This is a genomic window from Chitinophaga costaii (assembly GCF_900094705.1).
Taxonomy (GTDB): Bacteria; Bacteroidota; Bacteroidia; order Chitinophagales; family Chitinophagaceae; genus Chitinophaga; species Chitinophaga costaii.
The window spans coordinates 32,520-47,706 of sequence record NZ_FMAR01000011.1 but is presented as its reverse complement, the minus strand read 5'-3'; the positions used below and the strand labels follow the sequence as shown (position 1 = coordinate 47,706).

General features: G+C 49.9%; 14 protein-coding genes and 2 tRNA genes. 14 read left to right on the top strand and 2 right to left on the bottom strand.

Features of this window, described 5'->3' with window-relative positions; translation table 11 throughout:
- Positions 1-45: 45 nt before the first annotated feature.
- From GA0116948_RS14855 to GA0116948_RS14810, 10 genes are all read left to right on the top strand, one after another.
- A complete protein-coding gene (locus GA0116948_RS14855) occupies positions 46-921 on the top strand; it encodes a sigma-70 family RNA polymerase sigma factor (RefSeq protein ID WP_211434880.1) in 876 nt (291 codons plus the stop codon).
- A 377-nt stretch (positions 922-1,298) separates the two neighbouring features.
- Complete coding sequence (ffh, locus tag GA0116948_RS14850; RefSeq protein WP_089713626.1) at positions 1,299-2,621, top strand: signal recognition particle protein; 1,323 nt, start codon at positions 1,299-1,301, stop codon at positions 2,619-2,621.
- A gap of 152 nt (positions 2,622-2,773) precedes the next feature.
- Positions 2,774-3,229, top strand: a complete 456-nt coding sequence (rpsP, locus tag GA0116948_RS21725) for a 30S ribosomal protein S16 (protein WP_089713623.1) — start codon at positions 2,774-2,776, stop codon at positions 3,227-3,229.
- Positions 3,230-3,315: 86 nt separating this feature from the next.
- Positions 3,316-3,834, top strand: a complete 519-nt coding sequence (gene rimM / locus GA0116948_RS14840; RefSeq protein WP_089713793.1) for a ribosome maturation factor RimM — start codon at positions 3,316-3,318, stop codon at positions 3,832-3,834.
- Between the two features lie 3 nt (positions 3,835-3,837).
- Complete coding sequence (locus GA0116948_RS14835) at positions 3,838-4,914, top strand: glycosyltransferase family protein (protein WP_089713620.1); 1,077 nt, start codon at positions 3,838-3,840, stop codon at positions 4,912-4,914.
- A gap of 5 nt (positions 4,915-4,919) precedes the next feature.
- The gene (gene trmD / locus GA0116948_RS14830; RefSeq protein WP_089713618.1) at positions 4,920-5,594 is read left to right on the top strand and encodes a tRNA (guanosine(37)-N1)-methyltransferase TrmD; all 675 of its coding nucleotides are present in this window, start codon (positions 4,920-4,922) and stop codon (positions 5,592-5,594) included.
- A gap of 226 nt (positions 5,595-5,820) precedes the next feature.
- A complete protein-coding gene (gene rplS, locus GA0116948_RS14825; protein ID WP_089713616.1) occupies positions 5,821-6,168 on the top strand; it encodes a 50S ribosomal protein L19 in 348 nt (115 codons plus the stop codon).
- 300 nt (positions 6,169-6,468) lie between these two features.
- Entirely contained in the window at positions 6,469-6,762 is a 294-nt protein-coding gene (locus tag GA0116948_RS14820; protein ID WP_240619213.1) for a Sec-independent protein translocase subunit TatA/TatB, read from the top strand.
- Positions 6,763-6,830: 68 nt separating this feature from the next.
- Positions 6,831-8,282, top strand: a complete 1,452-nt coding sequence (gatA, locus tag GA0116948_RS14815; RefSeq protein ID WP_089713615.1) for an Asp-tRNA(Asn)/Glu-tRNA(Gln) amidotransferase subunit GatA — start codon at positions 6,831-6,833, stop codon at positions 8,280-8,282.
- A gap of 14 nt (positions 8,283-8,296) precedes the next feature.
- Positions 8,297-9,598 carry a lytic transglycosylase domain-containing protein gene (locus GA0116948_RS14810; protein ID WP_165798484.1) on the top strand — a complete coding sequence of 434 codons (1,302 nt, stop codon included), beginning with the start codon at positions 8,297-8,299 and terminating at the stop codon, positions 9,596-9,598.
- Between the two features lie 296 nt (positions 9,599-9,894).
- Here the strand turns inward: GA0116948_RS14810 and GA0116948_RS14805 are convergent, their stop codons facing one another.
- Positions 9,895-11,091: a phosphoglycerate kinase gene (locus GA0116948_RS14805; protein WP_089713611.1), complete on the bottom strand. Its 1,197-nt coding sequence runs from the start codon at positions 11,089-11,091 to the stop codon at positions 9,895-9,897.
- Positions 11,092-11,230: 139 nt separating this feature from the next.
- Positions 11,231-12,247 (bottom strand): type I glyceraldehyde-3-phosphate dehydrogenase, encoded by a 1,017-nt coding sequence (gene gap / locus GA0116948_RS14800; protein ID WP_089713610.1) that lies wholly within the window; start codon positions 12,245-12,247, stop codon positions 11,231-11,233.
- Between the two features lie 145 nt (positions 12,248-12,392).
- Between gap and GA0116948_RS14795 the strand changes: the two genes are divergently transcribed.
- The 4 genes from GA0116948_RS14795 to GA0116948_RS14780 all read left to right on the top strand — a co-directional run bounded on the left by GA0116948_RS14795 (position 12,393) and on the right by GA0116948_RS14780 (position 15,159).
- Positions 12,393-12,467, top strand: a tRNA-Glu gene (locus GA0116948_RS14795).
- A gap of 53 nt (positions 12,468-12,520) precedes the next feature.
- Positions 12,521-12,595 (top strand) — tRNA-Glu (locus tag GA0116948_RS14790).
- A gap of 127 nt (positions 12,596-12,722) precedes the next feature.
- The gene (locus tag GA0116948_RS14785) at positions 12,723-13,541 is read left to right on the top strand and encodes a helix-turn-helix domain-containing protein (protein WP_089713608.1); all 819 of its coding nucleotides are present in this window, start codon (positions 12,723-12,725) and stop codon (positions 13,539-13,541) included.
- 40 nt (positions 13,542-13,581) lie between these two features.
- Complete coding sequence (locus GA0116948_RS14780) at positions 13,582-15,159, top strand: FAD-dependent monooxygenase (RefSeq protein WP_089713607.1); 1,578 nt, start codon at positions 13,582-13,584, stop codon at positions 15,157-15,159.
- The last annotated feature ends 28 nt before the right edge of the window (positions 15,160-15,187 follow it).

Sequence of the window (15,187 nt, the reverse complement as noted above, 5' to 3'; positions counted from 1 at the left end):
TCATCAAAAATGTACTTTTATTAACCTGTAACTGTTCCGACTTGTATGTCAATGCGCCAACTCAAGATCACTAAGTCCATTACGAACAGAGAGTCTCAATCGCTTGAGAAATATCTGCAGGAAATTGGGAAAGTAGATTTAATCACGCCGGAAGAAGAGGTTAATCTCGCTATCCGTATTAAGCAGGGAGATCAGCGTGCGTTGGAAAAGCTTACCAAAGCAAACCTCCGCTTCGTGGTGTCCGTGGCCAAACAGTACCAGAACCAGGGTCTTTCCCTGAGTGACCTAATTAACGAGGGTAACCTTGGATTGATCAAGGCTGCACAGCGTTTTGATGAAACAAGAGGTTTCAAATTTATTTCCTACGCCGTATGGTGGATTCGCCAAAGTATTCTCCAGGCATTAGCAGAACAGTCGCGTATCGTGCGCCTGCCGCTGAATAAAGTAGGCTTGTCTAATAAAATCAGCAAGGCATATTCCCAGTTGGAGCAGGAATATGAACGCGAACCTTCCCCTGACGAACTAGCCACCATCCTGGAAATTAATACGGAAGAAGTAGAGGCCACCCTGGGGGTAGCCGCCCGCCACGTATCCATGGATGCCCCTTTTATTGATGGGGAAGACAACTCCCTGCTGGATGTGCTGGAAAATCCCAATGCCGCCAGCGCAGACGAAGCACTGGAACACCACGATTCACTCCGCCGCGAAATAGAACGCTCTTTATCTACCCTTACCGACCGCCAGAAAGATGTGATCATGCTCTATTTTGGCATTGCTGTAGAACATCCCATGTCTCTGGAAGATATCGGCGAAAAATTTGGCCTCACCCGTGAGCGCGTTCGCCAGATCAAAGACAAAGCCATCACGAAATTACGGACCACTTCCCGCAGCAAACTGCTTCGCAACTACCTGGGTGCATAAATTATTGCTAAAATTTTTTTAAATAGTCATATGACGAAGGGTATCATCCTGGAAGCTTAGGACCATTTTCCATGTTAAACTAGCTTGTAGTGTTTCGGGCTTGGGTCCATTGTTTTCCAAGAACCAGGTAATCCGGGGCTTGTTCCTGCGCTTGCTCATAGCCTGCCTGGTTAAATGGGGCCTCTGAGCTACCCTGCACCAGGGAAGAGCCTACCTAGCGCCTATAGTGGGTCTAAGATAGGTGTACCTAATTTATACCGCTGGGTACACGTTAGCCCAATCTTCCCCCTGCATTCTCTAAAAGAATTTTCCTACTTTTGCCCTCCCATGGCTATTTTTTTGCCATTTTTTTATAAGCAACCATTCAACAAGTCATCATGTTTGAATCATTATCAGAACGGCTGGAGTCGGCGTTTAAACAGCTCAAAGGAGAAGGCCGCATTTCTGAAATAAATGTAGCCTCCACAATAAAGGAAATCCGCCGCGCACTGGTGGATGCCGACGTGAACTACAAAATTGCCAAGGAACTCACTGACCGCATCCGCGAAAAGGCCATGGGCGAAAAGGTGATCACTGCCATCTCTCCCGGCCAGCTCATGGTGAAGATCGTGAAGGACGAACTGTCCGAACTGATGGGTGGTACCGAGGCAGAGCTGGAGCTGAAAACCAATCCTACCGTGATTCTCATTGCCGGCTTGCAAGGCTCAGGTAAAACCACCTTCTCCGGCAAACTGGCCAATTTCCTGAAGACCAAGAAAAATAAAAAACCCCTGCTCATCGCGGCAGATATTTACCGCCCTGCGGCCATCGACCAACTTAAAGTGCTGGGCGAGCAGATTGGGGTGGAGGTGTACAGCGAGCCGGAAAATAAGAACGCTGTGCAGATTGCGGAAAACGGTATTAAACAGGCCAAAGCCAATGGCAACACGGTTGTAATCATTGATACCGCCGGTCGCCTGGCCGTAGACGAGGTGATGATGAATGAAGTGGCTAATGTGAAAGCCGCCGTGAAGCCACAGGAAATACTGTTCGTAGTAGATTCCATGACCGGCCAGGACGCCGTAAATACCGCCAAAACCTTTAATGAACGCCTGGACTTCACCGGCGTAGTGCTGACCAAGCTGGATGGCGATACCCGCGGCGGGGCCGCTCTCACCATCCGCTACACGGTAGATAAGCCCATTAAGTTTGTGAGCATGGGCGAAAAACTGGATACCCTGGACGTGTTCTACCCCGAACGTATGGCCCAGCGTATTTTAGGTATGGGCGATATTACCACCCTGGTGGAAAGAGCCCAGGCCCAGTTTAATGAAGAGCAGGCCAAAAAGCTGGAGAAGAAAATTCGTCAGAATCAATTCGACTTCGACGATTTCCGCGAGCAGTTGCAGCAGATTAAGAAGATGGGCAACCTTAAAGACCTCATGGCCATGATACCCGGCGTAGGCAAGGCTATAAAGGACCTGGACATCAGCGACGATGCTTTTAAGGGCATTGAAGCCATGATAGGATCCATGACCCCCTCCGAACGCTCCAATCCCGACCTGATAGACGGCAGCCGCCGCAAACGTATTGCTAAAGGTGCCGGTAAAGACATTCAGGATGTAAACCAGTTCATGAAACAATTTGAGCAAATGCGCCAAATGATGAAATCCATGAACAAACTGGGCGGCAAAGGTATGAGGGGCTTACCAATGCGATAAGATTTTATATATATTTGTAACCGGTACAAGTAAATATTGCAAACAAAAAATTTGCACAGTTCATGAAACTTTGTACTTTTGCTCCCCCTTCAATGAGGGAAATTGAAACGAAACAATATTTTATCACTCGCAAAAAATAACTCGACTTATTTATGCCAGTAAAGATCAGACTGCAGAGACATGGCGCCAAGAAGAGACCCTTCTATTTTATCGTAGTAGCCGATGCACGCGCGCCGCGTGATGGAAAATTCATCCAGAAAATTGGTACTTACAATCCGCTTACCGTTCCCGCTTCCATTAACATCGACACGGAACGTGCCCTGGGTTGGTTGCAGAAAGGTGCTCAGCCTACAGACACAGTACGCCGCATCCTTTCTTTTAAAGGTGTGCTGTACTTGAAACACCTGCTGAGAGGTGTGGGCCTGAACCTGTTCGACGAGCGTACTGCTTATTCCAAATTCGAACAATGGCAGGCAGAACACGAGCAGAAAGTTTCTGCCCGTCGTGATACCGCCAAAAGAGCCCGCGCAGTGACGCCCATCGTGCGCAGGGTTGAAGATGCTCCTGCCGCTCCGGCTGCATCTGAAGGTGAATCTTCTGAAGCATAATTTTAGCTTAGCTAGAAACCATATTGAAAAGGAAATATTTGTCCGCAAATATTTCCTTTTTTTATTGCACCATTTCCGCATATACCATGGACAATTATTTCAGCATTGGCAGGCTGGTAGCCACCTTTGGGTTGCAGGGCGAACTTGTACTCAAGCATAGCCTGGGCAAGCGCAGTTCCCTTAAAGGCATTACCGCCCTTTTCCTCGAAACCCGTAAAAACAGCTTTATTCCCTACTTTTTGGAAAAAGCCAAAGTCAAGGATCATGAACAGGTGTATGTGAAGCTGGAGGGTATTGATACCAAGGAAGCCGCTCAAAAGCTTACCCAAACTAATGTATACCTGGTAGAAGCCGATTTTAAAGCTCAGGTATCTAAAGACGCACCGGTGTCTATGCTGGGCTTTATGGTGGAAGATGAAGCCCTGGGCGAGATCGGTATTATTGACGAAGTGATAGAAATGCCCTTGCAGGTACTGGCCAAGGTGATATACCAGGGTAAAGAATTGCTCCTGCCCATTAACGAGGCCAGTTTGATAGAGGTGCTGCAAAAAGACAAACGCGTACGCCTGCGGCTGCCCGAAGGCCTGATCGATATTTATTTGTAACACATGATGCCGCAACAACATATTGCTTTGCTGGAACTGGGCGGATCGCACACCGAATGCCTGTATGCCCAGGTGCTGTTCTTGCAGCAGCAGGGGTATGCCGTGCATATGATCTGCAATGCGCACCTGTGGCCATCCCTGGCCTATATCCCGGGGTTGGCAGGGCATCAGTTGCACACGGTGAAAAGCTGTGCGGCCAATCACCTGGGCATCTGGTGGCAACTACGAGGCTACTTGCGCCGGTTTAATATCCGAACCATCGTGGTAAACACGGCAGAAAACAGCCTGGTACGCGATCTTACGGTGCTGCCCTTGCCGGTACGCCGCTGGGTGGGCATTGTGCACAATGGCCGTAAATTTAACCGGGGTTTTACCCTGCGCCGCATTATTTTCCGGAAAATACGGCGCTGCTTTGTACTCAACGATACGCTGCTACAGCATGTGCAGCCGCCCAGGGGCATGCACGTGGGTTGTTTTTATCCTGTTTTTTTTCCGCCGATGCCTGTGCCGCCGCTGGAAAAGCCGGTAGGGGAGGTGTGGATCTGCATTCCTGGTAGCGTAATGCCTTCCCGCCGCGATTACGGCAGCCTGCTGGCCCAGGTGGCGAAGCATGGGCTGCCAGTCTATATGAAATTGATTTTTTTAGGGAAATACGATGCCAATAGCTATCCGGAACTGGCGGCCCGCCTGCAATCCCTGCCTTGTGCCGGGCAGGTGGTTACCTTTAAAGAGGCGGTGTCTGAACCACTGTTCCAGGCATACTTAGCGCAATCCGACGTAATTTTGCCCTTGCTACATCCGGGGGGGCATTTATTTGAGCAATACATCCGCACACGTATTTCCGGGGCGTATAACCTGGCTTTTGCCTGGAAAATACCGCTGCTCATGGAAAGAAGTTTTGGGCAGTGGGAAGACTTTGCGCGGCATGCCGTTTTGTATGCCGTACACGACCTGTTGGAAACGTTGCTGGCGCTGGCCGGCAACCCCACCGAACGGGCCGCCCGCAAGGCCGCCCTGGAAGCAGATCCTAAGTTTTCTTTTGCGGTGCAATGCCAGCGTTATATGAAACTTTTACAATAATTGTTATGAGAATAGATATCATCACCGTGTTGCCGGAACTGCTGGAAAGCCCTTTTTCTCATTCCATCCTGCAACGGGCAAAGGACAAGGGCTTGCTGGAAGTACACCTGCACAACCTGCGGGATTATTCTACCCTGCCCCGCGCGCAGGTAGACGACTACCAGTTTGGCGGCGGCGCGGGCATGGTGATGATGATGGAACCCCTGGTCAATGCGATTGAAAGCCTGCAAGCCGCTACCCGGTACGACGAGGTGATATATCTCACCCCGGACGGAGAAACGCTGCAACAGCGCATGGCTAACCAATTATCGCTCCAGGAAAACCTGCTGCTCATCTGCGGCCACTACAAAGGCATAGACGAGCGCATTCGCGAGCACTTCGTGACGAAGGAAATCTCCATTGGCGATTATGTACTTTCTGGCGGGGAATTGGCCGCTGCGGTGCTGGTAGATGCTCTGGGCCGGCTGCTGCCCGGCGTACTTAATGATGAAACCTCCGCTTTGTTCGACTCCTTCCAGGACAACCTCCTGGCTCCGCCGGTGTATACCCGCCCGGAAGTGTTCCGCAACTGGAAGGTGCCAGATGTGCTGCTGAGCGGCAATCACCGCCACATAGAAGATTGGCGGCATGAGCAATCCCTGGCCCGTACCCAGCAGCGCAGGCCGGACTTGCTGCAATAAGTTTTACGGAGTTGAAAAACGAAAGCGGGGCTGGTTTCTGCCTGCGGGTGGGGCAGGTCGTCAGGTATCTTTTACGCCAGGTAAGCGTATATAGGTCATTCAATTACCCACCGCCACGGCGCATTTTATGGCACCGTCCCAGAAAATTATTTCCAATTTTATAAGGAAGCATTTGGAATTTAGCCGGATTAAACGTTAACTTTGCACTCCCTTAAATATTTGAAAGATGAACGCTATTAATTTTGTTCACGAGCAGTTGACTGCTAAGAAACAGTTCCCGAAGTTTAAAGCCGGTGACAACGTTACCGTAAACTATAAGATCATAGAAGGTAGCAAAGAAAGGATTCAATCCTTTAAAGGTGACGTATTGAAAATTCAGGGTACTGGGTTCACGGCATCTTTCACCGTAAGAAAAATTTCTGATGGCATAGGCGTAGAGCGTGTATTTCCGCTGTACTCTCCTAACATCGATGGCATTATCCTCAACAAAGTGGGTAAAGTAAGAAGGGCCCGTTTGTTCTACCTGCGTGAACGCGCTGGTAAAGCCGCCCGTATCAAGGAAAAAAGGGTTTAGTATACAATACAGGGAAATTTGTAAAAACGGGAGGTGCAAGCCTTCCGTTTTTGTTGTGCCTGTACGGTCCGGCAGCAGTGGCTGGGCAGCCAGCCATCCTGATGAAGGCTATCAATGAATAATAATATTATAACATGGGTAACTGGTTTATTATCAAACTTAGTTACCCATTTCTTTATCTTGTGCCCGATAGTTTGATTGTTATAATTTTGTTATATGAAAGCACAAAACAGCCCAGTAGCATAGGTATTGCCGATATTATGCCCTATCTTTGTTCACTAAACTTTTAAATCGGAGACAATGACTGTTGTAATGGTTAAATCTTCTTTCTTATTCCTCAACGAAGTGGGCGGTACAGAAATCTTGCTGATTGCTTTAGTGGTGTTACTGCTGTTTGGCGGTAAAAAGATCCCGGAGTTAATGAGAGGCCTGGGTAAAGGTATGCGTGAGTTCAACGATGCTAAGAATAATGTACGCCGGGAGTTAGAGGAAGGGATGCGCGAAACCACTCCGCCGCCTGCCCCCGCTTCCACGCCGGTAGCACCCGCTGCTACTGCTGCTGCTGCCGACATTAACCTGGAAAAGAAAGACTAGTTTTAGTAACAGGGTACTTTTTGCTAACTGGAATTTTTGTTTAATCCATTAAATTATACTGGTTTAGCTTGTCTGAATACAGCACTATACATCTTTTGCACAAAGCCTTGCACGATGGCAGTACTACCTGTACCGCCGTGGTGCAGTCCTATTTAGATAGGATAGCAGCCTATACTCGCCTCAATGCCTTTCGGGAGGTATATGCTGCGGAAGCGCTGGCGCAGGCAACTGCGCTGGATGCCCGCCTGCAGGCAGGGCAGCCGGTAGGGTCGCTGGCCGGGGTGGTGATCGGGATTAAAGACGTGATCTGTTATGCCGGCCACCAGGTGGGTGCGGCTTCCCGCATTTTGGAAGGCTTTGTATCCCCTTATTCCGCCACGGCGGTAGAACGCTTGTTGGCGGCCGATGCCATCATTATTGGTAACCTGAACTGCGACGAATTTGCCATGGGCTCTACCAACGAAAATTCTGCCTATGGCCCTGTGCGTAATGCGCTGGATGAAACCCGGGTACCGGGTGGCTCCTCCGGCGGATCGGCGGTGGCGGTGCAGGCAGATCTTTGCCTGGTAAGCCTGGGCAGCGACACTGGTGGTTCGGTAAGGCAGCCGGCAGACTTTTGCGGCATCATCGGGCTAAAACCCACCTATGGCCGGATTTCGCGCTACGGACTCATCGCCTACGCGTCTTCCTTCGATCAAATAGGGGTGTTTGGCAAGAATATTGCAGATGTGGCGCAGGTCTTACAGGCCATTGCCGGTGCGGATACCTATGATAGTACGGCTTCCCAACTGGCAGTCCCTGATTACCAGGCTGATCTGACACACAATAAATCCTGGAAAATCGCGTATTTGAAAGATGCGATCCATCATGATGGGCTAGACCCTGAAATGAAAGCCGGATTTTTGCACTTCTTTGAAGAGATGGAACAAGCCGGCAATACCGTGGAAGCGGTGGATTTCAATTGCCTGGACTATGTGGTGCCTGCCTATTATGTGCTGACGACCGCAGAAGCTTCTTCTAACCTTTCCCGGTTTGACGGGGTGAAATACGGCCATCGCACGGCCCATGCCAACCTGGCGCTGAGCGATTTTTATAAGCAAAGCCGTTCGGAAGGTTTTGGCAAAGAGGTAAAACGACGTATATTACTGGGAACTTTTGTGCTCAGTGCCGGTTATTTCGATGCCTATTTTACGAAAGCGCAAAAAGTGCGCAGGCTCGTAATGGACAAAATAAACACCATTCTGGCTAACTACGATGCCATCTTATTACCAACGGTACCTTCCACCGCCTTTAAACTGGGCGAAAAAATGGAAGATCCGATTGCCATGTACTTAGCAGATATTTATACTGTACTGGCAAACTTGGTAGGAACACCTGCCATTTCTGTTCCTTTAACAGTGCATTCCAATGGTATGCCTTACGGAATCCAGATTATTACCCGGAAATTTGACGAAGCAAACCTGTTGCGTTTGGCGCATACGATCAATGTTACGACCAGCAAACAGGTCACTACGAGTTAAAAAAACAAATGTGTATGAGGAAATTATTATTGTTACTGCTTACGGCCGGCCTGGCAACAGGTGGCGCCCAGGCAGCAAAAGTAGCTGGCGACGTGATGCCTGCATTTGCCTCAGTAGCAGCAGTAGACACTGCCATAACGGCCCGGAAGATTGTCTTGCCGAAAGACAGCGTGGTACATCCATCCGCAGCCACCGCACTGATGGTAAGAAGGGAAGCGGCTTCACTGCCTAGCAGTATCCGTAGTCCCAAAGTGTATGAGCAGATCAATAATAACCTGGTATCAGGCTATATCAATGATTTTGCCAACCACTACAGCCAGCATCTCCAGATCATGATCGAAAAAGGCCAGCCTTATTTCGCCATGGTGGAGAAAGTATTCAGGGATAATGGTGTGCCGGAGGAAATGAAATACCTCGCGGTAATAGAATCCAGCTTTAATACCAATGCCCGTTCCAAGGTAGGTGCCGTAGGCGCCTGGCAGTTTATGTCTGGTACTGCCCGTCTTTTTGGTCTAACGGTAGCTAAGAAGAAAGACGAACGCAAAGACTTTTATAAAAGCACTGTTGCCGCCGCTAAATTTCTGAACGAACTGCATAACCAGTTCGACGACTGGTTGCTGGTGGTAGCTGCTTACAATTGTGGTGCAGGCGGCGTACAACGCGCCATTAAAGCCAGCGGTCGCTCCGATTTCTGGGGTATGCAGTATTTTCTGCCTTCAGAATCCCGTAATCATGTGTACAAATTCATTGCTACCGGCTATATCCTGGATCGTTTCAACACCTTCTTCGGTGTGGGGAATGATGCAGTAGACGTTTCCGACGCTGCCGTGGCGTCTTCTGCGGAAGCCGTAGCCGGCACCCCGCTGAGCGACGAAGAACTGATGAATACCGTGGTATTTAATGTATCTGGTAAATATCGCCTTGACGCCATTGCCAAAGGCCTGGATGTAAGCATGGGCGACCTGGAAAGGCTGAATCCCAATTTCGCCCGTACGCTGGCTGGCGCCGATAATGCCGCCGACCTGCGCCTGCCGAAAGACAAGATGACCCAGTTCATGCATCAGAAGAATGAAATCTTAAAAGAGTCAGTACAATTGGCGCTGGATGATAAGGCAGTAGCGGTAGATAAATCGCGTTTTCCCGCCCCGGTAAAAGTGCCGGTAGTAGATAGCGCCGCCGTGAAAAAATCGTCGCTTCGCGCTGCTCACAACAGCAAGTATGCTGGTACCAGATACAAAAAGGGTGCTTATACAAGAAGCGCTACTTCGCATAGCACTACTGTTAAAAAGAAAGTTAGTACAACAAAGCGCTCCTAATCCGGTAGCTTTATATAATTATACATCCCGCTGATGACCTCAGCGGGATTTTTTATGCCTGCTGGTAAGAAGCTATATAAGCCGTGAAGACCCTACTTTTTATACCATGGTGATAAACCCGGTGAATGCCCGGCATTTTTGGAAACTGGTAAAGCAAAAGCTATCCGGTTCAGTACACTTGAAACCTGCTGCATTGCCAACCTGCGGACATCTTATCTTATGAGGAAGAAGCGTAAAGTAAAAAGCCATTTGCGCCGCGCTGGCGCAAATGGCTTTTTTAAATTATGAATTTATAATTATTGCTGGATCGCTGCGATGCCGGGGAGGACTTTGCCTTCGAACAGTTCCAGGAGGGCGCCGCCGCCGGTGCTTACGTAGCTTACTTTATCGGCCAGGCCAAACTGGTTTACGGCGGCTACGCTATCGCCGCCACCTACGAGGGAGAAGGCGCCTTTTTCAGTGGCCAGTACAATGGCTTCTGCTACTGCTTTGGTGCCACCTTGGAAGGCGGGCATTTCAAATACGCCCATGGGGCCATTCCAGAGAATGGTTTTTGAATTAGCAATTACGTCGCTGAAAAGGGCGATGGATTTTGCGGCAATGTCCAGGCCCATCCAGCCGGCGGGGATGTTATCGTTAGACACTACCTGGGTATTGGCGTCTGCTGCAAATTTATCGGCGGCCACAGAATCTACGGGGATCAGCAAGTTCACGCCTTTGGCTTTGGCCTTGGCCAGCAGTTCCAGGGCCAGGTCTAGCTTATCGTCTTCTACGAGTGAGTTACCGATTTCCTTGCCTTGTGCTTTCAGGAAAGTGTAGGCCATGCCACCGCCAATGATCAGGTTATTGGCGCGGTCCAGCAGGTTTTCGATGATAAGAATTTTGTCGCTTACTTTTGCGCCGCCCAGAATGGCGGTAAAGGGGCGTTGGGTATTGTTCAATACTTTTTCTGCGCTGTTTACTTCTGCTTCCATTAGCAGTCCGAACATCCGTTTATCTGCCGGAAAATCTGCTGCAATCACCGCTGTGGATGCATGGGCGCGGTGGGCTGTGCCAAAGGCGTCGTTTACATACACGGTACCCAGCTTGGCAAGTTGTGCGGCAAATGTTTTATCGCCTTTTTCTTCTTCTTTGTGGAAGCGTAGGTTTTCCAGCAGCAATACTTCGCCGGGTTGAAGGTGAGCGGCGGCTGTTTCGGCTTTGGGGCCAATGCAGTCTTCCGCAAATTTCACGGTAACGCCTCCCAGCAATTTCACCAGGTGGTTTACCAGGTGTTTCAGGGAGTACTTATCGGTAGGGCCATCTTTAGGGCGGCCCAGGTGAGACATGAGGATTACGGAACCGCCATCGGCCAGTATCTTCTGGATGGTGGGTACGGCAGCGCGCATGCGGTTGTCGTCGGTAATCTCGAATTGATCGTTCAATGGTACATTAAAGTCTACGCGGATCAGGGCTTTCTGGCCTTTGAAATTATAATTGCTAAATTTACTCATCGTGCGGTTAGTTTAAAGTAATAAGTGGTGCATCAAAAAAAACCGCGGAGCCGCCGGGCAAAAGCTATCGCTGCTGCGCTGCGATTCCGCGGTAGGGAAAGCAGTAAAAAAGGCTGGCGGAGGGCCAGCCTTTTAGAGATTATTTAGAAATCAGCCCTGCGAAATATTTCACGGTACGTACGAGCTGAGATACATAGCTCATTTCATTATCGTACCAGGAAACGGTTTTCACCAGTTGCTGATCGCCTACTGTCATTACTTTAGTTTGAGTGGCATCGAACAGGGAACCGAAGTGGGTGCCGATTACGTCGCTGCTTACAATTTCGTCTTCGGTATAACCATAAGACTCGTTAGCGGCGGCTTTCATAGCGGCGTTGATTTCTTCTACGGTTACTTTGGTATTCAGCAGGGTAGTGAGTTCGGTGAGGGAACCGGTTACTACAGGTACGCGTTGTGCATTGCCATCCAGTTTACCTTTCAGATCGGGCAGTACCAGGCCAATTGCTTTGGCGGCGCCGGTGCTGTTGGGGACGATGTTTGCTGCGGCGGCGCGGGCGCGGCGCAGATCGCCTTTTGGATGTGGTGCATCCAGGGTGTTCTGGTCGTTGGTGTAAGCGTGGATGGTGGTCATCAGGCCTTGTTTAATACCGTACTTATCGTTCAGTACTTTAGCCATAGGAGCCAGACAGTTGGTCGTGCAGGAAGCGCAGGAGATAATTGTTTCGCTGCCGTCGAGAATATCGTGATTTACGTTGAACACGATGGTCTTCAGATCGCCGGTGGCGGGTGCAGAGATCACTACGCGTTTGGCACCTGCTTTCAGGTGAGCGGCAGCTTTATCTTTATCTGCGAAGAAACCGGTAGATTCTATCACTACATCAATTCCGTGATTACCCCAGGGAATTTGCGAAGGATCTTTCTGCGCGTATATTTTTACTTCTTCGTTATTAACGATGATTGCGTTCTCAGTGTGTTTCACGTCTACGCCAAAACGACCCTGTGCGGTGTCATACTTCAACAGGTGAGCAAGTACAGCAGGGCTGGTGAGGTCGTTAATTGCTACTACTTCAATGCCGGGCATGTTGTAGATCTGACGGTAAACCAGGCGACCAATGCGGCCAAAGCCATTAATACCGATTTTTAAAGAAGTTGCCATTTTTCACTGTGATTTGAGATGATAAATTTGAGTAGCGAATTTACGCGCAATGTGGGTATTCTGCAATATAAATTTGCGTTAAGTAAAATTATTTTGGAAATATAGCAAAGGACATTACCTTTGCAATCCCAATAAACAAACCAACGGCGCGTTGGTCAATCGGCTAAGACGCCTCCCTTTCACGGAGGAATGACGGGTTCGACTCCCGTACGCGCTACCATCACCCCGCTCCACGAAAGGTGAAGCATTACTTTAACCTTATTGAAAGTACCTGGCGCGTTGGTCAATCGGCTAAGACGCCTCCCTTTCACGGAGGAATGACGGGTTCGACTCCCGTACGCGCTACCAAGATAAATAAGAGGCATCAATCGTTTACACGCGGTGATGCCTCTTTTTTTATGCACATTATCTTACATAGCCTGATACGTATCCTTCCTGCAAATATTCAATACCGATAAATATCCTATCTTACCCTATGCAGCACCAAGAATTTGTACCGCCGGAGGAGCTACAGGAAACCATCAAATGTTTTTGGTATAATAACAGAGACGCTGGTGAAGCATCCGCCAGTTTTGAAGTTATACCAGATGGTTATGCTGAAATTATCTTTCATTTCGGCGGCCCCTGTAGCATCGTTCATCAGGGAAATTTGCAGGCATTGCCCTCGCCCTTTATGATGGGACTTATTAATCAGCCTATATTGTTTCATACACAAAACCGTTTGCAAATCCTTGGTATCCGGTGTTATCCCTGGACGGTGTTTGATTTACTTGGCCTGCCGGCAGGAAAAGGTGGTGTGCGCATGTTAGAGCATCCTATTGCCAATCTGCAATCTACGTTGTGCCAATGGATGGAAGCTGGCAACATTGCGGAAGCAATGGCAGCCGTACAGCAGTATTTTCTGCAGGCAAGGGCGGGGATTGCAGTGAATAGTATGTTGTATAAAGCAGGCATGGCCATGCGGGCGACCCATGGCGCCCTGCACGTAAGCCAGGTAGCGGCGGCGGCACATGCCACCGTGCGTACGCTGGAAAGACAGTTTAAACAATCTGCAGGGTATACCGTGAAAGATGTGTCGGGCCTCCTGCGTTTTGAACAAGTGCGCAACAACTTATGGCTTCATCCAGCTATCTCCCTTGCCGGCTTGGCGCAGGAGCTTGGCTATACGGATCAATCTCATCTCTCCAGGGAATTTAAACGCTACAGCGGCACTACGCCCGCCGCATTTGCTCGAAATGCGAAGAAAAGAAAACAGGGGTTGAGCGACGACTTTGTCGCGTTTGTACAAGCTTAGTAAAAGCACATGCCGGAATTTTGTGCTTTAATGATGATATATGCATACAAACCTTGAAAGCACGCTCACTACACCACTTACTACTGATTATGATGTGATTATTTCCGGGGCCGGGCCGGTAGGTTTATTCCTGGCGGGTGAGTTGGCTTTAGCCCACTGTACAGTACTTATCCTGGAAAAAGCAGCGCAACCCATCACGCCTTTAAAGCAGCTTCCTTTTGGCATGCGGGGGCTGTCGGCACCTACGATTGAAGCGCTGTATCGTCGTGGATTACTGCCGGCGTTGGAGCTACATCAACATGTACGGCAACCCCATGTCACGGCTCCTGCTGCGCAGGGGCAGCCCATCCGCCGGCAGGTAGCGCACTTTGCCGGCATTCCATTGTTTGAAGACCATATTGATCCTACACAATGGAAGCATAGGTTGCCAGGCGATACGCCTACCAGTTTGTTGTCTTCCATGGAAGAAATAGAAACCATACTGACCCGCCGCGCCACCGCCCTGGGCGTAACCATTTGGCGAGGTCTTGCGCTGGAACACTTTTATCAATCGGCAGCTGGAGTGACCGTGCAGGCAGGCGATCAAACGATTATTGGAAAATATCTGGTGGGCTGCGATGGCAGCCGCAGTATGGTGCGCAAGTTGGGCGGCTTTACATTTGCTGGTACGGAGCCAACGTTTACCGGCTATTCTGTGCAGGCAGACATTGCCAAGCCCTCAAAGCTGCTGCCGGGCAGGCAGGTAACAGCAACCGGTATGTACCTGCAATCGCAACCAGGTTACCTGATCATACAGGATTTTGATGGCGGTGCATTTCACCAGGCCGGGAAGCCGGTTACCCTGTCGCATGTGCAAGCCGTATTACGCCGTATTTCTCAAACCGACGTTATCATCAATGCCCTGCATATCGCTACTACCTGGACAGACCATGCACGGCAGGCCACCACTTACCGCAACGGGCGGGTGTTGATAGCCGGCGATGCTGCTCACATTCATGCACCGTTAGGCGGCCAGGGGCTCAACCTTGGGCTGGGCGATGCCATGAACCTGGGCTGGAAGCTGGCTGCCACCATCCAGGGGAAGGCACCGGAAGGCTTGTTAGACAGTTATTGTACAGAGCGGCATCCTATTGGCGCAGCCGTATTAGACTGGTCGCGCGCACAGGTGGCCATAATGCATCCAGACCCGGCGGCCAGCGCACTGCGTGCCATTGTGCGGGACCTTACCGATACGCGTGATGGCGCTACTTATATTGCCGCAAGATTGTGGGGCATCTTCAATCATTACCAGTTGGATGGCCAGCACCCGCTTACCGGCTATAGCGTACCTAATTTTGAACTGGAAGATGGTGGGATACACATAGGCACCTTGCTGCAGGAAGGACAGGGCCTGCTGCTGGATTTTGAGGGGAACGCATCTTTGAAGCAAGTAGCGGACGAATATGGCCATGCGCTCAAGTATATTACGGGTCCCGCAAAAAAGCAGTTAGGCTTAAGCGCCGTGCTGGTACGCCCGGATGGAGTGATAGCCTGGGCGGCAGCTAGTAACCCGGATGTTGCTACACTGCAACAGGCAGCCGCCCGCTGGTTTGTTATGAATGGAACGGGTAAGTCATAAATGCTTAGGGCGGTATAGCGCAGTAACC